Source organism: Mesorhizobium sp. NZP2077 (assembly GCF_013170805.1).
Lineage (GTDB): Bacteria > Pseudomonadota > Alphaproteobacteria > Rhizobiales > Rhizobiaceae > Mesorhizobium.
In genome coordinates this window covers 7124719-7144648 of the sequence record NZ_CP051293.1, presented here as the reverse complement: position 1 = coordinate 7144648, position 19930 = coordinate 7124719, and the positions used below count along the sequence as shown (strand labels likewise).

The window sequence follows — 19930 nt, the reverse complement described above, 5'->3', positions numbered from 1 at the left end:
GAGAACGGTGGGAAAAGCGTCCGGCAGCGCCGGACAACCTACAAAGCTCGGCTATGCCGGACCTACTGTTAGCACTCACCAAGGACGAGTGCTAACATGGTGACGGCATAAGGCCTAGGCTGGGGCTAGTCAAGACAAGAGGTGGGCGATCACGATATTCCGGGCGATGCAGGCCTGAAAGAGTTCGAGCGAATCGATGGTGTTCGGAACCTCGGCCCGAAAGATAATATCCGCCCTTTCGGATCGCTAACCCCTTGGGCCTTCAGCGATGCGCAAGCGCCGTTTCGTTGCACCGGAGAGAGCGAGTGTGAGGCGCTGAGCATCTAGTAGCGACCGAGACGTGCCCAGCTTTTGCGTGGGGTGGCCATGCGGGATGTCTCCTGTAGCATTATCGCCCGCACCAGAGGCTTGCCCGTTTATTGGACTGTATTTCTATCCATAGGGTGGATGCATCTCATCGAAACAAACGATTTTCTCAATCTTCCGGAATCTCGCATTGACAGCACCTCACACGTCCTGATTGCCCGCTACCCTCATCGTGTGACAACTGCGAAAAAAGAGCCTGAAAGGAGAAGATCTTTCCATGAGCTCAGACGTGCGATGGAAGTTGCCGCGGGAAAATGAGCTGCAGTTGGATGCCAACGCCTCAGAGCAACCGGAACTCATCCGGTCTCCATAATCCGATTGGTGTTGGTGGGTTGCACAAGCCTGGTCAGGGACGATTTTTGCGACGTGACTGGCAGAGGTATGGCGCCGCACCCACGTCAAAAGGCATTGCTATGGAAAGGAACACAATGGCTGATCAACTCGCAACGGAAATCATTGCCACGATCAAGAACCGCATCGAATCGGAGAGCGGCGAGAGTGCGTCCATCATCGGCGAAATAACGACTGCCACGGAACTGACCTCGCTCGGAGTCGATTCGCTGGGTCTGGCGGATCTCCTCTGGGATGTGGAGCAGGCCTACGACATCAAGATCGACATGAACGCGGCGGATGCCTGGTCGAATCTCAAGAATGTCGGCGACATGGTGGAAGCTGTCCGCGGTTTGCTCGCGAAGGGGGTCTGATTGGACAGGCGAGTCGTCATTACTGGGATGGGCGGGCTTTGCGGCCTAGGCAACAACGCCGCCTCTATCTGAAAAGAGATGCGCGAAGGTCGCTCCGCCATCCGCCCGATGGTCACTTCTGCGCTTCATGAGATGAAGGGCACTGTCGGTACCGAGATCAAGGAGCTGCCCAAGCACGACATCGGCCGCAACCAGCTCGTCTCCATGGACCGCCACAGCTTGCTCGCTGTGCTTGCAGCGCGCGAAGCCATGCAACACGCCGGACTTTCCTGCGATGAGGGAAATCCGTATCGCTTCGGCGCGACAGTGGGCGTCTGCGGCTGGGGAACGGTCGAAGAAACCTACCGCGACCTCCTTTTGGGCGGGGCGAAGCGTGCTGTCATTTACACTGCACCACGGGGGTTGCCGAGCGCCGCTGCCAGCCAGGTCAGCATGAGTCTCGGCCTGCGCGGCCCGGTCTTTGCCATCGCCTCCGCATGCGCATCAGCCAACCATGCGATCGCTTCGGCCGCGGATCAGATCAGGCTCGGCCGGGCCGACGGGATGCTTGCCGGAGGCGCCGAAGCGCCGCTCGTATGCCTTCGAAGGCATGGGAAGCAATGCGCGCGCTCGCTCCGGATACTTGCCGGCCCTTCTCCGCCGACAGGAAGGGAGTGGTGATAGGCGAGGGTGCGGGCATGGCCGTGCTGGAAAGCTATGAGCATGCCGCCGTACGCGGTGCCACAATGCTTGCCGAGATCGCAGGCATCGGCCTTTCCGGCGACGCCTTCCACATCGTCGCGCCGTCTATCGAGGGGCCGGAGGCCGCGATGCGCGCTTGCCTTGCCGACGACGGGCTGAATGCCGAGGACGTGGACTACCTCAACGCCCACGGCACCGGCACCAAGGCCAACGATCAGACCGAGACGGCGGCGATCAAGCGCGTCTTCGGAGACTATGCCTATTCGATGTCGGTCTCGTCCACCAAGTCCATGCACGCGCATTGCCTGGGCGCAGCGAGCGCACTTGAAATGATCGCCTCCGTGATGGCGATCCGGGAGGGCGTCGTGCCGCCGACCGCTAATTATCGCGAGCCAGATCCCGATTGCGATCTCGACGTCACGCCCAATGCGGCGCGCGAGCGCAAAGTGCGCGTGGCACTGAGCAACGCCTTCGCCATGGGCGGCATGAACGCAGTTCTGGCGTTCAAGCAGGTGTAAAAGCGATGCGAGATGCCTCCAGTGACTCTATCTTCGGATCCAAATGCTTGCCGGATCACGATTGTGAAGGACCTGCCCCTTGGACCGCCTCGGTGAATGCGCCAAGTGGCAGCGGAAGCTGGACAAGCCGGGCCCCATTTTTTGGTAAAATTCTCAACTGTTGAAGCGACGTGGACGTACCGCTACCCGGAAGGTTAAGCGAGGCCCTTCGAGTCCGGCTCGAGGGCCTGTCCAAAGCTGTACCCGATAATGTCTGGAAGGCGCATGGCCGCCAGTGACCGCTTCCGTGCGAAGCCGGTCCTTAGAAAGGGAATCGATAAATGTTTGATCTGACCGGCCGCAACGCGCTCGTCACCGGAGCAAGCGGTGGAATCGGCGAGGCCGTGGCGCGGGCGCTGCACGCGCAGGGCGCAACCGTCGGCCTGCACGGCACGCGTGTCGAAAAACTCGAGGTGTTGGCTGCCGAGCTTGGCGGGCGGACAAGACTGTTTCCGGCGAACCTCTCGAACCGTGACGAGGTCAAGGCGCTGGGCGCAAACGCGGAAGCCGAACTCGAAGGCGTCGACATACTGGTCAACAATGCCGGCATCACCAAGGACGGGCTTTTTATCCGCATGTCGGACGCGGACTGGGACGCGGTACTCGAGGTCAACCTGACCGCCGTGGTCCGGCTCACCCGCGAACTGACCCATTCGATGATGCGCCGCCGCAACGGCCGCATCATCAACATCACCTCGGTGTCCGGCGTAACCGGCAATCCCGGCTAGGCGAACTATTGCGCGTCAAAGGCTGGCATGATCGGCATGTCGAAATCGCTGGCGCAGGAGATCGCGACACGCGGCGTGACGGTGAACTGCGTGGCGCCGGGCTTCATCGAATCGGCCATGACCGACAAGCTGAACGACAAGCAGAAAGAAGCGATCATGGCCGCCATTCCGGCCAGGCGCATGGGCACCGGCGTGGAAGTCGCCTCGGCTGTGGTCTACCTGGCCTCGAACGAGGCCGCCTACATCACCGGCCAGACCATTCATGTGAACGGCGGCATGGCAATGATTTAGCCTCAAAAGTTCAGTGCGCCCCGATGACGCGTATCAACAGTGGAGGAAGTCCCACCCATAGCTGTCGGTTGGTCTGGCAACTGACGAGCGGGTCGGTCGGGCAACTGGCCGGGTCGAAGCCTCGTGATAAAGGCCGCCTTGGGGCCGAGGCTAGACAAGCTCTTTGAAACGCATGCTTTCCTATCCATAGCGTGGATGCATTCATCGAAACAAAGGATTTTGCCCATTCTGCAGAACGTCGCATAGTAAGATTTCAAAGATGTAAGCCAAAAGGTAATTATCGATGTTTGTATTGGCTCCGAGCAGTATTTTTCTGGTGTACGCCTTCCGGTGTGCTCGGAACACAACCGAGTCGCATGTTCATTGCGGCTAGTTTCTTCGGTGACCTGCGCAAGCTACATCGAGCCGGCTCGATGCGACAAGCGTCCTCCTGCTAGGCGCTTCCCCAACAAAACAGCAACAATGATGAGGTCTTTCCATGTGCTCTGACGTGCGGTGGAGGTTGTGCTGGGAAAATGAGTTGCAACAGGCCGACCATGTCGAACTCTCCGAGTTTTTCCGAAAGACCTACGGACCGACTGGGGCCTTCAACGCAGAGCCATTCGAAGGCGGCCGTAGCTGGGCCGGTGCGAGGCCGGAGCTCCGCGCAATCAGCTACGACGCGCACGGCGTAGCGGGTCATATCGGCATACTACGCCGCTTCATCAAAGTTGACGAGGTCGAGCTCCTGGTGGCCGACCTGGGGTTGTACGGGGTGCGACCGGATCTTGAGGGACAAGGGATCAGTCATTCAATGCGCCTTGTATATCCAGTGTTGCAGCAGCTTGGGGTTCCATTCGCTTTCGGCACCGTTCGGCACGCGATGCGGAACCATATGGAGAGGTTCTGCAGAGACGGCCTGGCGGCGATTGTGTCGGGCGTTCGTGTGCGGTCCACTCTCGCAGATGTGTATCTCGACCTGCCGACCACGCGCGTCGAGGACGTGCTCGTCGTGGTTGTGCCGATTGGACGCTCGATGAGTGAGTGGCCATCCGGCACCCTGATCGTTCGGAACGGTCCGGAGCTATGAAACATCTTGAAGGTGCCGGGTGATGGCGCTGAGGACAAGAGCGGCGGTTTTTTTGCAGAGCTACTCGGACTGAATACGCGTTCCCATTCACGTTAGCTGTGGATAACAAGGCTGAATTAACATGCAAAATCTGCGCATCTAAGTCGATCCGAGCACGAGGTTGCACGCGCACGGATTTTGCGGACCTGAATCGCCGTCACCCTGAAATCGACGAGGCATCGGCTATCCCAAAATTGGGGCTTGACGTTACGTAAGGTCCCATGTTTTCCGATGTGCGGGAACGGCTTCCAGTCTCATCCTAAGGGCGACGAAAATGAGGGGCAGTAATGGTGGCTGGCGAACCTAATGACGTGCGCGTCAAGCGGTGCGGTGGGGGATGGGTCGTTCATACTGTTGAGGACGGCAAACTGACAGTTCTTCGGTTCAAGACACAGTCTCCCGCCGAAAATTTCGCCGATGGCCAACGAGCCAGGCTCGGCCTTGCTGCCAAGCCGCCGATCGACGAACGCTGATATGCAACCGGATCAGGCGTTAGATGGCTGGTGAGCCCATGGTGCCGGCGGGAAACACTTTGCCGAAGGCCCACCTCAGTGCTGCTTGCGACCGTTCGGCTAGCCATATTCGCGATGATGGTTGGCACCGCTGCCGATGCGGAAGACGATGGCCTGCTTGATCGACACGGCGGCAAAGATCATGAAAAGCCAGGTCGTCAAGGACCCAGCCGCGGCGCTTGAGAAGGCAGCAAGAATTTGCAAGCCGCCACCGCAAGTAACCTGAGACAAGGGTCAGACATGCAAACCGCTGTTCGCCGATCAGCAGATGCGAGACATTGCGCCATCCCACGAAGGCCCACGGTGCCCAAGGCGCAGTGGGCATCAGCCTTTCGAAGCTGAGCGTCAGCAACTTCGTCGAGTCTTAGACTAGACGCTCTTCAGTGCCGAGCACGTTGCAACGGGGCGAAGAGGCTCGCACATCTGTGGAGCGCGGCTCACGCCCCGGAGACCAGGGCAGGAATGACCAAAGGCTCATCCGCCTCGTCAAGAATCGCGAAACTGTAACGGCCGTCTGTGTCAATATCGACGGAGTAGCTCAGGCGGTCGAGTATGTGGTTATCCTGGTCGAACGTGACGATCCGCGGCTTCAGCGAAGTGATATGCGCTTCGTCCAGGTAGATGGAGCTGCAGACGATAATCGGGTCGTCGGGCTGACAGGTGCGAGCCGCCGCTCCGTTGAGGATGCAGCACCGTGAACCGCGCTCGCCGAGGATGACATAGGTCGAAATCCGCGCACCGGAATTCTTATTCCATATCTCCACGAATTCCATCGGCAGGATCCCGGCTGCCTCGCAGTGGTCGGGGTCGAGCGTTATCGAACCATGGTAGTTGAGGTTCGCTTCGGTGACGTGAATGCCGTGCAGCTTGCCGGCCACTATTTTTCGCATTGGTTCTGTTGTCCTCATCATCATACAAGGTGAATCTTGGCAGCTGGTTCGCTCGGCTAAATTCCGACGACGAGGGCACCGCCGCTGAGGCCCGCGCCCGCCGCCGCCAGAAGAATTTTCTCGCCCGGCCGAAACGGCTGCATCCGATGGGCCAGCGACAGCGAGAGCGGGATCGTTGCGGCGGAAGAATTGCCATAGTCGGCGATCGTCTTGACGATCGCGTGATCGGCTATGCCTAGGTTCCTCCCGACCGCGTCGAAAATGCGGGCGTTGGCCTGATGCGGCACGAACCGATCGATATCCTGCGGCCGCATTTGGGCTGTAGCGAGCGCGTCCTCCGAGCAGGCAGTCATCATCTCGACCGCCTTGCCGAACACTTCACGGCCGTCGGTGATCGTCATGCGGATCTGCTCGAGATCGAGGTCGCCATGGAACGGTCTGTTGCTTCCTCCCGCCGGAATCTGGATCAGCCCGTAGCGCGAGCCGTCGGAATCCACCGAAGCGCCGAGAATGCCTCGATCCGGGTCATCGCACGGACCAATCACCACGGCGCCGGCGGCATCGGCAAACAGCACGGCGCTGGCGCGCTCGGCCGGATTGATGCGGCGGCTGAGGATGTTAGCAGCAATGACAAGGCTCGCTTTGCCGTGGAGGCGGGTAAAGCCTTCGACAAACATCAGCGCATAGATGAAGCCGGCGCAGGCACCGGTCAGATCGATCGCTCCAGCACGACCCAGTCCCAGCCGATGTGCGACCAGTGGCGCGCTCGGCGGCAGGAGGTGATCGGGTGTCGAGGTGGCGAGCAACAGCAGGCCGATGTCGCTCCGGTTGATGCCCGCATTTGCCAGCGCCATGTCGCCGGCATGCGCGGCAAGGCCCGACAGCGTGTCTTCGTCCGTTGCCCAGAAGCGCGACCGAATCCCGGTGCGCCGCTCGATCCAGCCGGGTTCAAGCCCGAGACGATCTTCGATTTCCGGGTTCTCCACCTTGCGCGCCGGCGCATGATGACCAAACCCGAGAATGCGCGACGACCGGCTCATGGCTTTGAGCCGAAGCGTTCGCCGGCCTCCTCGATGGCGTCATAGAGCCCGTCCAACTCGTCTCCGGTGATGCAATAGGGTGGCAGAAGATAGAGGACATTGCCGAGCGGGCGCACAAGCAGGCCGCGCTCAAGGAAGAATGCGCGCAGTTTTGGCCCGATTTCGGCCAGATAGCCGGCAGAGTCGGTACGCAGATCGAGGGCGGCGATCGTGCCGGTCGCCCGGCTGTCGGAGAAATATGGATTGTCCCGGAAGCGTTGAAGCCCGGCGGCCTGCTTCGCGCTCAGGGCCGCGATCCGCTCGGCCACCGGCTCGTCCTGCCAGATCTCGATATTGGCAAGTGCTGCCGCGCAGGCGATCGGATTGGCGGTGTAGGAGCTCGAGTGGAAAAAGGTCTTCTTGCGGTCCTCGGAATAGTGAGCCTGGAAGATGGCGTCATTGGCAAGTGTGGCGGCCAGCGGGATGGCACCGCCGGTCAAGCCCTTCGAGGTGCACAGGATATCAGGAGATATGGACGCCTGCTCGCAGGCAAACATGGTTCCGGTGCGTCCCCAGCCGGTCATAACCTCGTCTGCGATCAAGAGCGTGCCGGAGGCCTCAGTGATCTTCTTCAATTCAGCCAGAACCGAAGCCGGATACATCAGCATGCCGCCAGCGCCGAGCACGAGCGGCTCGACGATCAGCGCGGCGACGCGCCGGTCACGGCTGACAGCCTCGAAACGATCCAGCGTTTCCTGCTCGCGGCCGGCGGCCGGGAAGGGGATGGTGTCGACCTCAAAGAGCAAAGGCTCGTAGGCGGCGTTGAACACGCCGCGGGCGCCGACGCTCATCGTGCCGATGGTGTCGCCATGGTAGCTGTGCTCCATGACGGCAATGCGCGAGCGCGGCGCGCCGAGGTTGCGGAAATAGCCGAGCGCCATTTTCAACGCGACTTCGACGGAGGTCGAGCCGCTGTCGGAATAGAACACCCGGTCGAGGCCGGGCGGGGCGAGGCCGACAAGCGCCTCTGCCAGCTGCTCGGCCGGCTCGTGGGTGAAGCCGGCGAAGATGATCTGGTCGAGGCTCGACGCGGTCGTCTCGATGGCCTTCATGATGCGGGGATGGCGGTGGCCATGGGTGACGACCCACCAGGAGGAAATCGCGTCCAGGATGCGGGAGCCGTCGGCCTTGTGAAGATAGGCGCCTTCCGTCCGGACAATCTCGGGGATTGCCGGCTCGAGCGCGTGCTGGGTGAAGGGATGCCAGACTCGAGACTGCGTCATCATTCGCCTCCTGCGATCGCTGTGAGGTCGAAGCCGGCAACCATCGCTTCCCTCAGCGTCTCACTTGTCAGCGGATCGAGAAGCGGCAGTCTGCCAAGCTGGCGCACGCCGCTGAATTCCACGATCGTCCTCTGCGTATCGGCCACCTCATCGCCGATGAAGGCGATGCCGATGAGCGGGATGGAACGGGCCCTGAGCGCTTCGATCGACAGCAAGGTGTGATTGATCGTGCCGAGCGTGGTGCGGGCGCACAGAATGACCGGCATCCGCCACTGTGCGAATATGTCGACGAACTTGGTGCGCCGGTTGAGCGGCACCATCAGTCCCCCGGCACCTTCGATGACGATCGGACCCGGCAAGTCCGGAAGCGAGAGCTTTGCCACGTCTATCGCGACGCCGTCGAGTTCGGCTGAACGATGCGGCGACAGCGGCTCCTTCAGGCGATACACTTCGGGCAGGACGCGCCCCATCGGCAGGCCGGCGAGCCGTTCCACAACCTCGCTGTCGGTTTCGCCGTCGAGGCCCGATTGCACCGGCTTCCAGTAGAAACCGTCGAGCAGGCCGGCGAGTCCTGCCGAAAACACTGTCTTGCCAATTCCGGTATCTGTTCCGGTGACGACGATGCGCTTGGTCATGTCGGCTCCGGTCATGTTTGGGCCAACACCTCAACGAGCGCCTCGACCATGGCGGAAATGTCGGCTGCGCCGACGTTGAGCGTCAGCGAAATGCGCAGCCGCGACGTGCCCTCGGGAACGGTCGGCGGACGAATGCCACGTATGTCGAAACCGCGAGCTTGCAATGCCGCCGCCACCGCCATGGTGCGCCTGTTGTCGCCGATGACAAATGGCTGGATCTGCGAGCCGCTGGGTACCACGCCGCAACGCTCGGCCAGTTGGCGGCCCGCGAAGGCAACGCGTTCCTGCAACTGAACGCGGCGCACGGGCTCGTCGGACAGCATGGCGAGCGCTTCGCGCACTGCCACTGCCATCAGTGGCGATGGCGCGGTGGCGTAGATGAATGGCCGGCAGCGATTGACGAGATAGTCGCACAGCGTTCGTGGTGCGGTGACAAGCGCGCCGGAGGCGCCAAGCGCCTTGCCGCATGTATGGAGCGCGATGATGTTGTCACGGCCCTCGAACGCGGCGGCCAGCCCCCGGCCGTCCGGCCCCCAGACACCCGTGGCGTGCGCCTCGTCGACCACGATGAATGCTTCATGCCGATCGGCAAGCGCGACGAGGCTCTCCATCGGCGCGCGGTCGCCATCCATGCTGTAGAGGCTTTCGACGGCGATCCAGACGCTGCCCATGCCGCCGTCGGCGCGCCAGCGGGTGATCGCATCCTCGACGGCATCGACGTCGTTGTGCGCGGTGAGCTTGAACTCGGCGCGGCCACCGCGGGCCCCCTCATGCATGCTGGCATGAGCAAGCTCGTCGAGGATCAAGAGGTCGCCCTTTTGCGGCAGCGTCGTCAGCAGAGCGAAGTTGGCGATGTAGCCGCTGCCGAAGAACAGCGCGCGCTCGGCTCCGAAGAACGCCGCCGCGTCCGCCTCCAATTGCTCATGCTCCGGTGCATGGCCGCGCAACAGCCGCGATCCGGTCGCGCCCACCGGCGTGCCCCGCGCAATCGCCGCCGCAACCGCCTCGCCAAGTCTTTTGGAGGCGGCAAGTCCGAGATAGTCGTTCGACGAGAAGTCGAGCCCGGCGCGCGGCACAAGTGTGCGCAGCCGGTCCTTGCGCGCCAGTCCCTGCAAGGTAGCGTCATAGCGGGCAAGTTGTGCCCCGTTCATTGCGCCCCGAGTTCCATCGGCTCGATGCCGAGACGGCGGAACAGAAGGCTATCCTTGTCCTCGCCCGGATTGTTCGCCGTCAGCAGCGTGTCGCCGACGAAGATCGAGTTGGCGCCGGCAAAGAAGCACAGTGCCTGCATCTCGTCGGTCATGGCGGTGCGGCCGGCCGAAAGCCGGACATGCGATTTCGGCATCATGATGCGCGCCAGCGCGATCACGCGCACGAATTCGATCGGCTCGATGGGTTTAGCTTCGGCCAGCGGGGTGCCGTCGATCGGGATCAGCATGTTGATCGGAACGCTTTCGGGATGCTCCGGCAGATTGGCCAGCGTCACCAGCATGTCGATCCGGTCGATTGGCTCCTCGCCCATGCCGACGATGCCGCCGCAGCAGACCTTGATGCCGCTGTCGCGGACATTGGCCAACGTATCCAGCCGGTCGGCAAACGTGCGGGTCGAAATGATCTCGCTGTAGTAGCGCTCCGACGTGTCAATGTTGTGGTTATAGTAGTCGAGGCCCGCCTGTTTCAGTCGAGCGGCCTGCTCGAGATCGAGCATGCCGAGCGTCATGCAGGTCTCCATGCCCAGCGCCTTGACGCCTTCGACCATCGCCACCACCGCATCCATGTCGCGCGCCTTGGGGTTTCGCCAGGCAGCACCCATGCAATAGCGGGTGGCGCCGGCGTCACGCGCCTTGGTCGCCTCGGCGATGACGCGCCTGACCTCCATCAGCTTTGACGCCTTCAAACCGCTTTCGTGATACGCCGACTGGCTGCAATAACCGCAATCCTCGGGGCATCCGCCGGTCTTGATGCTGAGCAGCCGGCTGAGCTGGACCTTGTTGGGATCGAAATTCTGGCGATGCACGGTCTGCGCTTGAAACAGCAGGTCGTTGAAGGGCGCGTCGTGGAGCGCCTGGGCTTCCGCTCGCGTCCAGGGGGGAAGCGCCCAACCGATTGGATCCGAGGTCAGGTCTGGGCTGAGTTCGTTCATAAGGTCTTGTTCTCCATAATCTTCCGTCCTTGGCCTGGAGCGTTGCAGTGGATGCTGAAGACAAGGCGCATGCCAGCGGGAAGTCTTCTATCGAAACGCGTGAGCGGACTCTCCAACTGCTGCCCGCAGGCTCAACTCACGTCATCCGTGGGGATTACGGTTTCCGTTATTTTACTTTGAGCACAGGAATGCTCCTTTCTGATCGCGTCGCAGGATTCGGTGAAGGCGACGTCCAGCAGATAACCCAGAAGTTCCAGCCCGTGAGAGGCCGCCAACTGGCGCATCTCGTCGAGTCGGCAGATGATGACGCCAAGGGCTGCGACGCGGCTTTCTGTGCCTTGCTGGTCCGTCCCTCCCGCCTCCGTTGTTGAAGCGTGTCGCTTGGCGCCGAGAAGGCTTGCGTCGGCTGTTGGTGGAACCGGGGACGTGCTGACGCAGGTTAGCCTGCCACCAAAGGAGTTCCTGCGATCCCGGTTCATGTCCTCTCCATCAGTTCAGATGCCTGTTGCAATTTCGGTCGGCCGGCATGTCGAGACCGATGTCGAGAATGGGCGCGCTGTGGGTAAGCCAGCCGACCGATATGAGGTCGACGCCGGTCGCCGCAATTGCCGTGGCGCTCGCCCGCGTTACCCGGCCCGAAGCCTCGGTGATCGCGCGGCCACCGACCATAGCCACAGCCTGCGCAAGGTCCTCGACCGACATGTTGTCGAGGAGCACGGCGTCGACGCCCGCTGTAAGCGCGATCTCCAACTGGTCCAGCCTGTCGACCTCGACCTCGATCTTGACCATGTGACCTATGGCGCTACGCGCCCGCTCGATTGCGGTGCGGATATCGCCGGCAATGGCGATATGGTTGTCCTTGATCAGTACGGCGTCATCGAGCGCGAAGCGGTGATTGGCGCCGCCGCCCGCTCGCACCGCATATTTTTCCAGGACACGCAGGCCGGGCGTTGTCTTTCGCGTGCACACGATCTTTGCGTTATAGCCGCGCACCGCGTTTACGAGCGTAGCCGTTGCCGTCGCGATGCCGCTGAGCTTGCACAAGAAATTGAGCGCCGTGCGCTCTGCGGTCAGCAAGCTGCGGGCCGGCCCGCTTACGATCGCAATCGTCTCTCCGGCCGAAACCTTACCGCCTTCAGGACACCGCAGCTGCATGCTGATCCCGGGATCAACCAGCAGGAAGGCAAACATGACCAAATCGAGCCCGGCAACAACGCCGGCCTGCCGGGCATTCAACGCCAGCGTCGCTTTGCAATCGGCGGGGATTATCGCATCGCTCGTGATGTCGCCGGCTCTGCCCAAATCTTCCAGCAGGGCGTAGCGCACGATGGGCTCCATGATGATCTGTGGAAGCGGTGCAAGTGAAGTCATGTCAACGGCTCCGTTCGGATGCTTGCCATCTGAGCGTGACGGCATTCTCAAAAGCTGTGCAGAGCGTCAGTCGCGAAGGGAGGGCGGCGGCATCGCGCCCGGGGAAATCGGACCGATAATGCGAACCGCGGCTCTCTTCGCGTCGAAAAGCTGCGATCGCCATCAACAGTGCCACCAGGGCCGGATCGGCCGCGGCCGTCTCGCCGACAGAGATCGGCAGCAGTGTCGCGACCGTGTCGCGCAATGATTTCCCATTCCGAACAATGCCAAGCGCATTGGACACAATCGGGCGAATAGGTGAAGGGTCGGGCCGGATGGGAACAGTTGCCGGAAGCCTAGGCCACTGCCAACCCGCAGAGGTAGCCGCGACGCTTTCAGCCACCCAGGCGGCGGTTGCAACCGCTTCGGTCAGCGAGTTGCTGGCAAGCCGGTTGGCGCCATGCAGTCCTGTGCATGCGACTTCGCCACAGGCCCACAGGCCGCTAACGGAAGTTCGCCCCTCGGCGTCAACGGCCACGCCGCCCATGTGATAGTGAGCAGCGGGACGCACGGGAATGAGTTCCACCGCCGGATCGATGCCGGCATGCTTGCAAATAGCGTCGATTGCCGGAAAGCGCCTTGCGAATTTCTGCCCGAGACAATGTCGGGCATCGAGATAGACGCCATGCCCGGCGGCGAGCTGATCCGAGATCGCCCGCGCAACCACATCGCGCGATGCGAGTTCTGCCCCGGGCGTGTCTGCCAGGAAGCGATGGCCGTGCTCATCGATCAGCACCGCGCCTTCGCCACGCACTGCTTCGCTGACAAGCGGCATTGGCCGGCGCGCAATGTCGAGGGCCGTCGGGTGGAATTGCACGAATTCGAGATCGGCTAGTTCCGCGCCAGCACAGGCTGCAAGCGCCAGGCCGTGCCCGAATGAGGAGAGCGGGTTGGTTGTATCGCAAAACAGGCCGCCTATACCACCGGTGGCCAGCACCACGCGGCGTGTGGGCAATGCGAACACGGCGCCATGCAGGACAGTCAGCAAGCCCACAATGCTGCCTTCCGCGACAACCAAGCGAAGCGCTGTCATGCCTTCCATGATCGTGATCGAACGGGTTCGCCGCGCCACGCCGAGCAGCGCCCGAAACAACTCGCGGCCAGTTGCGTCGCCGGCGGCGTGCACGATGCGGCGACGCGAATGCGCCGCTTCCAGGCCCAGCCGTAGCCTCCCGTCTAGCGACCGGTCGAAAGGAGCACCAAGACGAATGAGGTTCTCGACGGCTTGAGGTACGGCCTCTACCACCCGCCTGGCCATTTGTTCGTCGCAAAGCCCATCGCCGGCAGCAAGCGTATCGGCGAGGTGCAGGTCGGGGCTGTCGTCCTCCCCCAGACTCGCTGCGAGCCCGCCTTGGGCGAGCGTGCTCGAGGCTTCGGTTCCGAGCGGGGTCCCGGACAGAAGGACGACTGTTTGCGGCGCCAAGTGTAGCGCCGTCATGAGCCCGGCGATACCAGCGCCGATGATGACCGGCGCTCCGCCAATGTGATGGATGTCCGCCGTCATACAAAGAGCATGCGTTCCACGGCCCAGCGGGCCCGTTCAGCGACATGAGGATCGATCGTGACGACGTGGCGGTTCTCCTCGAGCGCGGTCCGGATGTTGGCGAGCGTGATGCGCTTCATATGCGGGCACAGATTGCATGGGCGCACGAAATCTACTTCCGGATGTTCGACCGCGACGTTGTCGCTCATGGAACATTCCGTCATCAGCACCACACGCGCCGGCCTATGCCGCGCGACATAGTCGGACATCGCCGCCGTCGAGCCGGCGAAGTCGGCTTCCGCGACCACTTCAGGCGGACATTCGGGATGGGCAAGTATGCTGATGCCGGGATGGGCCTCACGCAGCTCGCGGATGTCGGCCGCCGTGAAGCGTTCATGCACCTCGCAGCGCCCTTTCCAGGCGATGATCTCGACTTTGGTTTGCGCCGCGATGTTCTTTGCCAGATATTCGTCGGGCAGCATGATCACGCGCGGCACCCGGAGCGACTTCACCACTGCGAGCGCGTTGCCCGAGGTGCAGCAGATGTCTGACTCGGCTTTCACCGCGGCGGAGGTGTTGACGTAAGTGACGACCGGAACGGACGGATAGCGCTGCCGCATCAGGCGTACGTCTTCGGCGGTGATCGAGTCCGCCAGCGAGCAGCCGGCGTTGAGGTCCGGGATGAGCACTGTCTTGTCGGGATTGAGCAGCTTGGCTGTTTCTGCCATGAAATGCACGCCGGCGATCACGATCACATCGGCGTCGACTGTCATCGCCTTGCGGGCCAGCGCCAGGCTGTCGCCGACGATGTCAGCCACGCAGTGAAAAATCTCCGGCGTCTGGTAGTTATGCGCCAGGATGACCGCATTCCGCTGTCGCTTCAGATTCAGGATTGCGTCGATATCCTCGACGAAGACCGACCACTCGATCCGTGGGATAACGCGCCGAACGCGGTCGTACAGTGAGGCGCTCGAAGGCAGGACGGCGCTCATCGAGCCTCCAGTTATAGTCCACCTGATTATAAGACGTTTATAATCGTTGTGACTATAAGGGGTGTCAAGCCCGTGCGAGCGGTAATTTTGTGCCGGCCACAGGCCTCTCGTCGAGAATAGTATGGTGGAAGCGGTAGAGCTGCGCAGGCCGGCCGCCGGTCTCGGCGGTCGTCGCCCCGGTCTTCTCAACCAGTTCCTGCTGCTCTATGAGCCGGCGAAAGTTCGGCTTGTTGATGAGCCTGCCGGAGAGCGCCTCCACAGTTCGCTGTAGCTGCAAAAGCGTGAAGAGCGGCGGCATCAGTTCGAACACAACAGGCCGGTATTTGATTTTGGAGCGCAGTCGCGCAATAGCCGTTGCCAGAATGCGGCGATGATCGGCGATCATCGATCTGCCCGGCACCGAAGCGAGGATGGCCGAAACTCCGCCGCGCTTTGCCTCCTCCACCAGGGTGGCTTCGTAGAGCAGCTCGTAGCGCTGCAGCGCGAGCTCTTCGTTCCATGCCCGGCCGTCCAAGGCAAAGGCAACCGCCGCTCGCCGTCGGCGATCGAAGCGCGTCGCGCCGTCGTCCGCGCCGTCCGCCCATTCGATAAGGCGCGGCCGCAATTCTTCCAGCACTATCGGGGGCCTGCCGGAGCGATGATCCTCCCAGGGGAAATAGTCGTACCAGCTGGCCCAACTGCGCCTGCCCGAGGCGCCCGTATCTTCTTCGCGGGTGAGTGCGAGATAGCTGATCGAGATCACGCGCTGGTTGGCGCCGACCCGATCGCGATCGGCAAAGGTGTAGAGCTGCTCGATATAACCGAGAGGCTGACCGGTCTGCAGTTCCACCCATGCCCTGAGGCCCGACTGGAGCGAACGATGAGCGAGCTCAAACGGGCCCGAGGGAAGGGCGCCGCCCTCTTCGATGGTCAGAACACAAGGTCCAGCGTCGTTCACGGCAACGACGACTGCGATGAGGTCCGCGTTGACGTCGTTGGTCTTGCCTATGGCTCTGCCTTTCCTTGGTCCCTTTGCCTGATCCATAGTTCCTGACCTACTTGGCAGAGCTCCGCCTGTCTAAACCGATTTAGTTCTGTTCTTTATCATACCACTCGTCGCGTCAACACCACGCGCTCTGGCGATTTTACCTCTTCGCACCTCGACAAAAATATGCCAAACGCGACACTGGCCGTGGGTGACGCTGGGTGAGGAGAGACGTGGATTGAGCGCCACAGGTGTCGTCAAGGCGATCACGCCGCCGAACATCCGTGCGCGAAAGGGCAGCACGCCGCTGGTCTGCCTGACGGCCTACACCACGCCGGTCGCAAGGTTGGTTGACGGCCACTGCGACATCGTTCTTGTCGGCGACAGCGTCGGCATGGTTCTCCACGGCCTTCCCTCCACGCTCAGTGTCACGCTCGATATGATGATCATGCACGCCAAGGCGGTTCGGCGGGGAATGGAGCGGGCGCTCCTGGTCGTCGACATGCCGTTCGGCTCGTACGAGGAAAGCCTAGAGCAGGCCTTCCGCAATTCCGCGCGCCTTATGGCGGAGACCGGATGCGCTGCGGTCAAGCTCGAGGGCGGCGCGACGATCGCCGAGACGATTCGCTTCCTCACAGCGCGCGGAATCCCGGTCATGGCGCATGTCGGCCTGACGCCGCAGGCGGTCAACGTGTTTGGCGGATATCGCGTGCAGGGCAGGGGCGAGGATGCCGAGCGCATTTGGCGCGATGCTCTTGCGGTCAGCGAGGCTGGCGCCTTTTCCGTCGTACTGGAAAAAGTGCCCGAACCGCTCGCCCGCCGCATCACCGAGAAAATCCCAATCCCGACGATCGGCATCGGCGCCTCGGCGGCCTGCGACGGGCAGATCCTGGTCGTCGACGACATGCTGGGCCTGTTCGGCGACTTCCGCCCGAAATTCGTCAAGCGCTATGTCGAACTGGGAGAGGCCGCTTCGGCAGCGATCGAGGCCTACGCGTGCGACGTGAAGGAGCGCCGGTTTCCGGCGGCCGAACATGTCTTCGGCGATGAACCGAAAGCCATTAAAGGAGGAGAAGCGACATGAGCACACCGATCGTCCGGACCGCCGAGTCGCGCAAATCCGTGGCGGCATGGCGCAGGCAGGGCATGAAGGTCGCGGTCGTGTCAACCATGGGCGCCCTTGCATGAAGGCCATCTCAGCTTGGTGCGCGCCGCACTTCAGCGCGCCGACCGGGTGATCCTTACCCTCGTCGCAATTGAACGACGCAGACGATCTTGCCGCCCACCTACGCACGGAGCATGAGGACGCCGCCAGCTGGCGCCGCTCGGCGCCAGATGCTTTACGCGCCGGATGCAAGAGAGATGTATCTGGAGTGGTTGCCACCGCGGTCTCGGTGAGAGGGGTGAGCGGCGGCCTGTGCGGCGCGGCCCAAGCCATTTCGACGGCGTGGGGGAGATTGGTGACGAAGCTCTTTCTCCAGACCGGCGCCGTCCGCCTTCTTCGGGGAGAAGGATTTTCAGCAGTTGCAAGTGCCCCGGCTTGCCCGCGACCTCGACATACCGATCGGGATTATCGCCTTTCCGACAAGGCGCGAAGCCGATGGCTTGGCGATGTCGTCGCGCAACTCTCAGGCTGTCGGCCGCACAGCACAGAGCGTGGCGGCGCCAAAGCGAAATTCTCTTGAAGCGGCCGAGAGGTTGGCACCGCCACGCGAAGCTGTATTCGCCGCGGCGACGCGATCCTTGCCGCCGGCTACAGAGTCGTTGAATATCTCGAATTACGGGCCGGCGCCGAGAGGAGGCTGCACCGCCTCACCGAGCCGAACCAACGCACGCTTGATTTGTCCCAGCTCTTCGCCTCGTTCGCTATGTCGCGGCCCGACATACTGAAGTTCGACAGCCGGTTCAGAGATTCTTGATCTCGATACCGTATTTCCTCAGCGCGTAGCCAATCTGGCGCGGCGTCAGTCCAAGCAGGCGCGCTGCCTTTGCCTGTACCCAGCCGGATCTTTCCATGGCCGCGATGAGACGCTCGCGATCGGTCATCTGCGCGTCGCTTACGAGGGCTACCCGAACAGGCGCTGGCAGTGCCTGCTGGCTGTCAACGGGCGGGGCCGCAAAGGCGGCCGAAGCAAAATCACCAGACGAACGCATGGCCGGGTTCAGTGGCGATGGTGCGATCGGCTCCGATTTCGGCGCAGTCTCCTTCGATGCGTGCTTCCATAGCATCGCGGAAAGGCATCGGCCGTGGCAGCAGTCAAAGTCGTTTCTGCCGATTGACGCTCCCGCTGCCAGGGTCGCTGTCCTCTGCACGCAATTTTCAAGCTCGCGGACATTTCCGGGAAAAGCACAGTTCATCAGCACTTCAGTCGCACTCGCATCGAAGACCATCGTACGGCCGTTCTCGCTGTTGAAATTCTTGAGAAACTCAGCGGCAAGAAGCGGAATATCACCGCGCCTTTCGCGCAATGGCGGCACCAGCAAGGGAACAACGCTGATGCGGTAATAAAGGTCGGCGCGAAACTCGTTCCTTGCAACCGCGTCTTCCAGGTTCCTGTTCGTGGCAGCAATCACGCGAACGTCGACCTTAATCGTCTGGTTGCTGCCGACGCGCTCGAACTCCTGCTCTTGCAGCACGCGCAGCAGCTTTGCCTGGAACGAGGCCGAAATCTCACCGATCTCGTCCAGAAACAACGTTCCCTTGTCGGCGAGCTCAAAGCGCCCCTTGCGCGAGTTGAATGCACTGGTGAAGGCACCCTTTTCGTGACCGAACAGTTCGGATTCCAGGACTGTCTCAGGGAGCGCTGCGCAATTGAGCTTGATGAACGGCCGCTTGGCGCGCCCCGACAGCTCGTGAACGGCCTTGGCGACCAGCTCCTTGCCGGTCCCGGATTCCCCGCGCAGCAAAACGGTGCTGTTGGACCTGGCTACTAACGCGACCTTCTCGAGCAGCCCGCGCAGCGCCGGGCTGTCGCCAACGATCCCCTTGACATTAGCCCTCTTGCCCTCATGCCCAGGCTGCTTGAGTTCGCCGAATTGCTTTTGCATCCCGATTTTCTCGGCCATCAGTCGCTCGCGGTCGGACGCGAACATGCGATGCAGCTTCACTGTCTGCCCAACCAGATTGGCGATTATGGTAAGGAGGCGGAGGTCATGATCGAGAAGGGAACCTGATTTGTTGTCCAGGATGCGGTCGATGGTCAGCGTGCCCACGACGTTCGCATCGACGTGAATGGGTACGCCGATGAACGACACTTTCATGTTGTCGGACGCCCCGAGCACGTCCTTGTCGGCGGCGTTGAAGGCCGGATCCAGCGCTATGTTCTCGGCGACCAGCGCCATGCCCGTCGTTATGATTTGGTCGATCGCCGTCCGTGGCAGATGCTTCCGGTAGCGCTCATCGTTGTCTTCGCTCCAGCCGGCGCCGACGGTCATGTCCGGTATGCCGGTACCGTCCCAGAGCGAGATGATGCCGTGCCGCACCTGCACCAACGATGGCAGGAGATCGACGACGTTGGCCAACGTGGCTTCCAGCCCAGACGGAGCGGTGAGCGCTTTCGACGTTTCAAAGATGTCCAGCGCCCTCTCGTGCAACGGCACAATAGGGACCCCGTTATTCGTCTCGGACTTTGAATTGGGCCTTTTCATTTTTGGAAGCGATATGCAGCGTGACGAGATCTGCCTGGCACTTTACTCGGAGTTGCGAGCAGCGTGTTGCATGTGATCATCCATCTCGCGCCATGAAATCGATGCTCGAGGCAAGTGCGCCTATCCTCCAGCGCGTGGATGTCCTTGGCGGATCGCATTCGTGGGCGTCTTCGCTCCGCAGGCCACTGCACAATCGACGAGTTTGCTCGCCTCGACCTGGCACGCGGGGACTCATTGAAGCACGAAAAGGCGTTGATGAAGATAGTCGTGACGATTGATCCATCAGCAAGACGGACGTCTGCAGCCGGCTTTTCGCGAGCAATGAAATTGCCATCGAGATGATAGCTAATGTCGATGCCAGTCAGGCCCGGGCCGCGGGCAAGTGCGGTCCTGGCAAGTTGGGGCGGCGTCATGCGGTCGATCGCAAAGCGGAGCGATGCTTGACGCATGGCTTTCCTTTCTCTTCCATGAAGTGCGGGTCGTCGTTCTCGGCTGACTGGCTTCCGCCGCGCAGCA

Annotated in this window: 16 protein-coding genes and 2 pseudogenes; 6 read left to right on the top strand and 12 right to left on the bottom strand. The window is 61.8% G+C overall.

Going from position 1 to position 19930, the window contains the following annotated elements:
• The first annotated feature begins 794 nt into the window (after window positions 1-794).
• From HGP13_RS35055 to HGP13_RS35040, 4 genes and pseudogenes are all read left to right on the top strand, one after another.
• Window positions 795-1070, top strand: a complete 276-nt coding sequence (locus HGP13_RS35055) for an acyl carrier protein (protein WP_172234430.1) — start codon at window positions 795-797, stop codon at window positions 1068-1070.
• Window positions 1071-2269 (top strand): annotated as a pseudogene (locus tag HGP13_RS35050) (beta-ketoacyl-[acyl-carrier-protein] synthase family protein).
• Between the two features lie 320 nt (window positions 2270-2589).
• Window positions 2590-3327 (top strand): annotated as a pseudogene (gene fabG, locus HGP13_RS35045) (3-oxoacyl-[acyl-carrier-protein] reductase).
• A gap of 478 nt (window positions 3328-3805) precedes the next feature.
• On the top strand, window positions 3806-4396 hold the full coding sequence (locus HGP13_RS35040; RefSeq protein ID WP_027056586.1) for a NodA family N-acyltransferase: 591 nt from the start codon (window positions 3806-3808) through the stop codon (window positions 4394-4396).
• Window positions 4397-5384: 988 nt separating this feature from the next.
• Here the strand turns inward: HGP13_RS35040 and panD are convergent.
• The 11 genes from panD to HGP13_RS34985 form a co-directional block, all read right to left on the bottom strand.
• The gene (gene panD / locus HGP13_RS35035) at window positions 5385-5837 is read right to left on the bottom strand and encodes an aspartate 1-decarboxylase (RefSeq protein ID WP_097576706.1); all 453 of its coding nucleotides are present in this window, start codon (window positions 5835-5837) and stop codon (window positions 5385-5387) included.
• 56 nt (window positions 5838-5893) lie between these two features.
• A complete protein-coding gene (locus HGP13_RS35030) occupies window positions 5894-6877 on the bottom strand; it encodes a beta-ketoacyl-ACP synthase III (RefSeq protein WP_172234428.1) in 984 nt (327 codons plus the stop codon).
• Window positions 6874-8139, bottom strand: a complete 1266-nt coding sequence (locus HGP13_RS35025; protein ID WP_172234426.1) for an adenosylmethionine--8-amino-7-oxononanoate transaminase — start codon at window positions 8137-8139, stop codon at window positions 6874-6876. The genes HGP13_RS35030 and HGP13_RS35025 overlap by 4 nt, the downstream gene beginning before the upstream one ends.
• Window positions 8139-8774 (bottom strand): dethiobiotin synthase, encoded by a 636-nt coding sequence (bioD, locus tag HGP13_RS35020; protein ID WP_027056582.1) that lies wholly within the window; start codon window positions 8772-8774, stop codon window positions 8139-8141. The genes HGP13_RS35025 and bioD overlap by 1 nt, the downstream gene beginning before the upstream one ends.
• 11 nt (window positions 8775-8785) lie before the next feature.
• On the bottom strand, window positions 8786-9925 hold the full coding sequence (locus HGP13_RS35015) for an 8-amino-7-oxononanoate synthase (RefSeq protein WP_172234424.1): 1140 nt from the start codon (window positions 9923-9925) through the stop codon (window positions 8786-8788).
• A complete protein-coding gene (gene bioB, locus HGP13_RS35010; protein WP_172234422.1) occupies window positions 9922-10917 on the bottom strand; it encodes a biotin synthase BioB in 996 nt (331 codons plus the stop codon). The genes HGP13_RS35015 and bioB overlap by 4 nt, the downstream gene beginning before the upstream one ends.
• A gap of 131 nt (window positions 10918-11048) precedes the next feature.
• Window positions 11049-11396: a hypothetical protein gene (locus HGP13_RS35005; protein WP_097576701.1), complete on the bottom strand. Its 348-nt coding sequence runs from the start codon at window positions 11394-11396 to the stop codon at window positions 11049-11051.
• A 10-nt stretch (window positions 11397-11406) separates the two neighbouring features.
• The gene (gene nadC, locus HGP13_RS35000) at window positions 11407-12288 is read right to left on the bottom strand and encodes a carboxylating nicotinate-nucleotide diphosphorylase (protein ID WP_109671345.1); all 882 of its coding nucleotides are present in this window, start codon (window positions 12286-12288) and stop codon (window positions 11407-11409) included.
• A gap of 1 nt (window position 12289) precedes the next feature.
• Window positions 12290-13831, bottom strand: coding sequence for an L-aspartate oxidase (locus HGP13_RS34995; RefSeq protein ID WP_172234420.1), 1542 nt, complete (start codon window positions 13829-13831; stop codon window positions 12290-12292).
• Window positions 13828-14802, bottom strand: coding sequence for a quinolinate synthase NadA (gene nadA, locus HGP13_RS34990; protein ID WP_027056576.1), 975 nt, complete (start codon window positions 14800-14802; stop codon window positions 13828-13830). The genes HGP13_RS34995 and nadA overlap by 4 nt, the downstream gene beginning before the upstream one ends.
• A gap of 64 nt (window positions 14803-14866) precedes the next feature.
• Window positions 14867-15826: a membrane protein gene (locus HGP13_RS34985; protein WP_027056575.1), complete on the bottom strand. Its 960-nt coding sequence runs from the start codon at window positions 15824-15826 to the stop codon at window positions 14867-14869.
• 178 nt (window positions 15827-16004) lie between these two features.
• Here HGP13_RS34985 and panB point away from each other — a divergent pair, with 178 nt between their 5' ends.
• Window positions 16005-16850, top strand: a complete 846-nt coding sequence (gene panB, locus HGP13_RS34980) for a 3-methyl-2-oxobutanoate hydroxymethyltransferase (protein WP_172234418.1) — start codon at window positions 16005-16007, stop codon at window positions 16848-16850.
• 446 nt (window positions 16851-17296) lie between these two features.
• Window positions 17297-17656, top strand: a complete 360-nt coding sequence (locus HGP13_RS38390; protein WP_246707496.1) for a pantoate--beta-alanine ligase — start codon at window positions 17297-17299, stop codon at window positions 17654-17656.
• Between the two features lie 15 nt (window positions 17657-17671).
• Here HGP13_RS38390 and nifA read toward each other — a convergent pair whose 3' ends face one another.
• Window positions 17672-19414 carry a nif-specific transcriptional activator NifA gene (nifA, locus tag HGP13_RS34970; RefSeq protein WP_027056573.1) on the bottom strand — a complete coding sequence of 581 codons (1743 nt, stop codon included), beginning with the start codon at window positions 19412-19414 and terminating at the stop codon, window positions 17672-17674.
• Window positions 19415-19930: the final 516 nt, after the last annotated feature.

Bases quoted from the DNA above. Each gene is read 5' to 3' on its own strand.
- HGP13_RS35055 (WP_172234430.1), top strand. From the start codon at position 795: ATGGCTGATCAACTCGCAACGGAAATCATTGCCACGATCAAGAACCGC.
- HGP13_RS35040 (WP_027056586.1), top strand. From the start codon at position 3,806: ATGTGCTCTGACGTGCGGTGGAGGTTGTGCTGGGAAAATGAGTTGCAA.
- panD (WP_097576706.1), bottom strand. From the start codon at position 5,837: ATGCGAAAAATAGTGGCCGGCAAGCTGCACGGCATTCACGTCACCGAA.
- HGP13_RS35030 (WP_172234428.1), bottom strand. From the start codon at position 6,877: ATGAGCCGGTCGTCGCGCATTCTCGGGTTTGGTCATCATGCGCCGGCG.
- HGP13_RS35025 (WP_172234426.1), bottom strand. From the start codon at position 8,139: ATGACGCAGTCTCGAGTCTGGCATCCCTTCACCCAGCACGCGCTCGAG.
- bioD (WP_027056582.1), bottom strand. From the start codon at position 8,774: ATGACCAAGCGCATCGTCGTCACCGGAACAGATACCGGAATTGGCAAG.
- HGP13_RS35015 (WP_172234424.1), bottom strand. From the start codon at position 9,925: ATGAACGGGGCACAACTTGCCCGCTATGACGCTACCTTGCAGGGACTG.
- bioB (WP_172234422.1), bottom strand. From the start codon at position 10,917: ATGAACGAACTCAGCCCAGACCTGACCTCGGATCCAATCGGTTGGGCG.
- HGP13_RS35005 (WP_097576701.1), bottom strand. From the start codon at position 11,396: ATGAACCGGGATCGCAGGAACTCCTTTGGTGGCAGGCTAACCTGCGTC.
- nadC (WP_109671345.1), bottom strand. From the start codon at position 12,288: ATGACTTCACTTGCACCGCTTCCACAGATCATCATGGAGCCCATCGTG.
- HGP13_RS34995 (WP_172234420.1), bottom strand. From the start codon at position 13,831: ATGACGGCGGACATCCATCACATTGGCGGAGCGCCGGTCATCATCGGC.
- nadA (WP_027056576.1), bottom strand. From the start codon at position 14,802: ATGAGCGCCGTCCTGCCTTCGAGCGCCTCACTGTACGACCGCGTTCGG.
- HGP13_RS34985 (WP_027056575.1), bottom strand. From the start codon at position 15,826: ATGGATCAGGCAAAGGGACCAAGGAAAGGCAGAGCCATAGGCAAGACC.
- nifA (WP_027056573.1), bottom strand. From the start codon at position 19,414: ATGAAAAGGCCCAATTCAAAGTCCGAGACGAATAACGGGGTCCCTATT.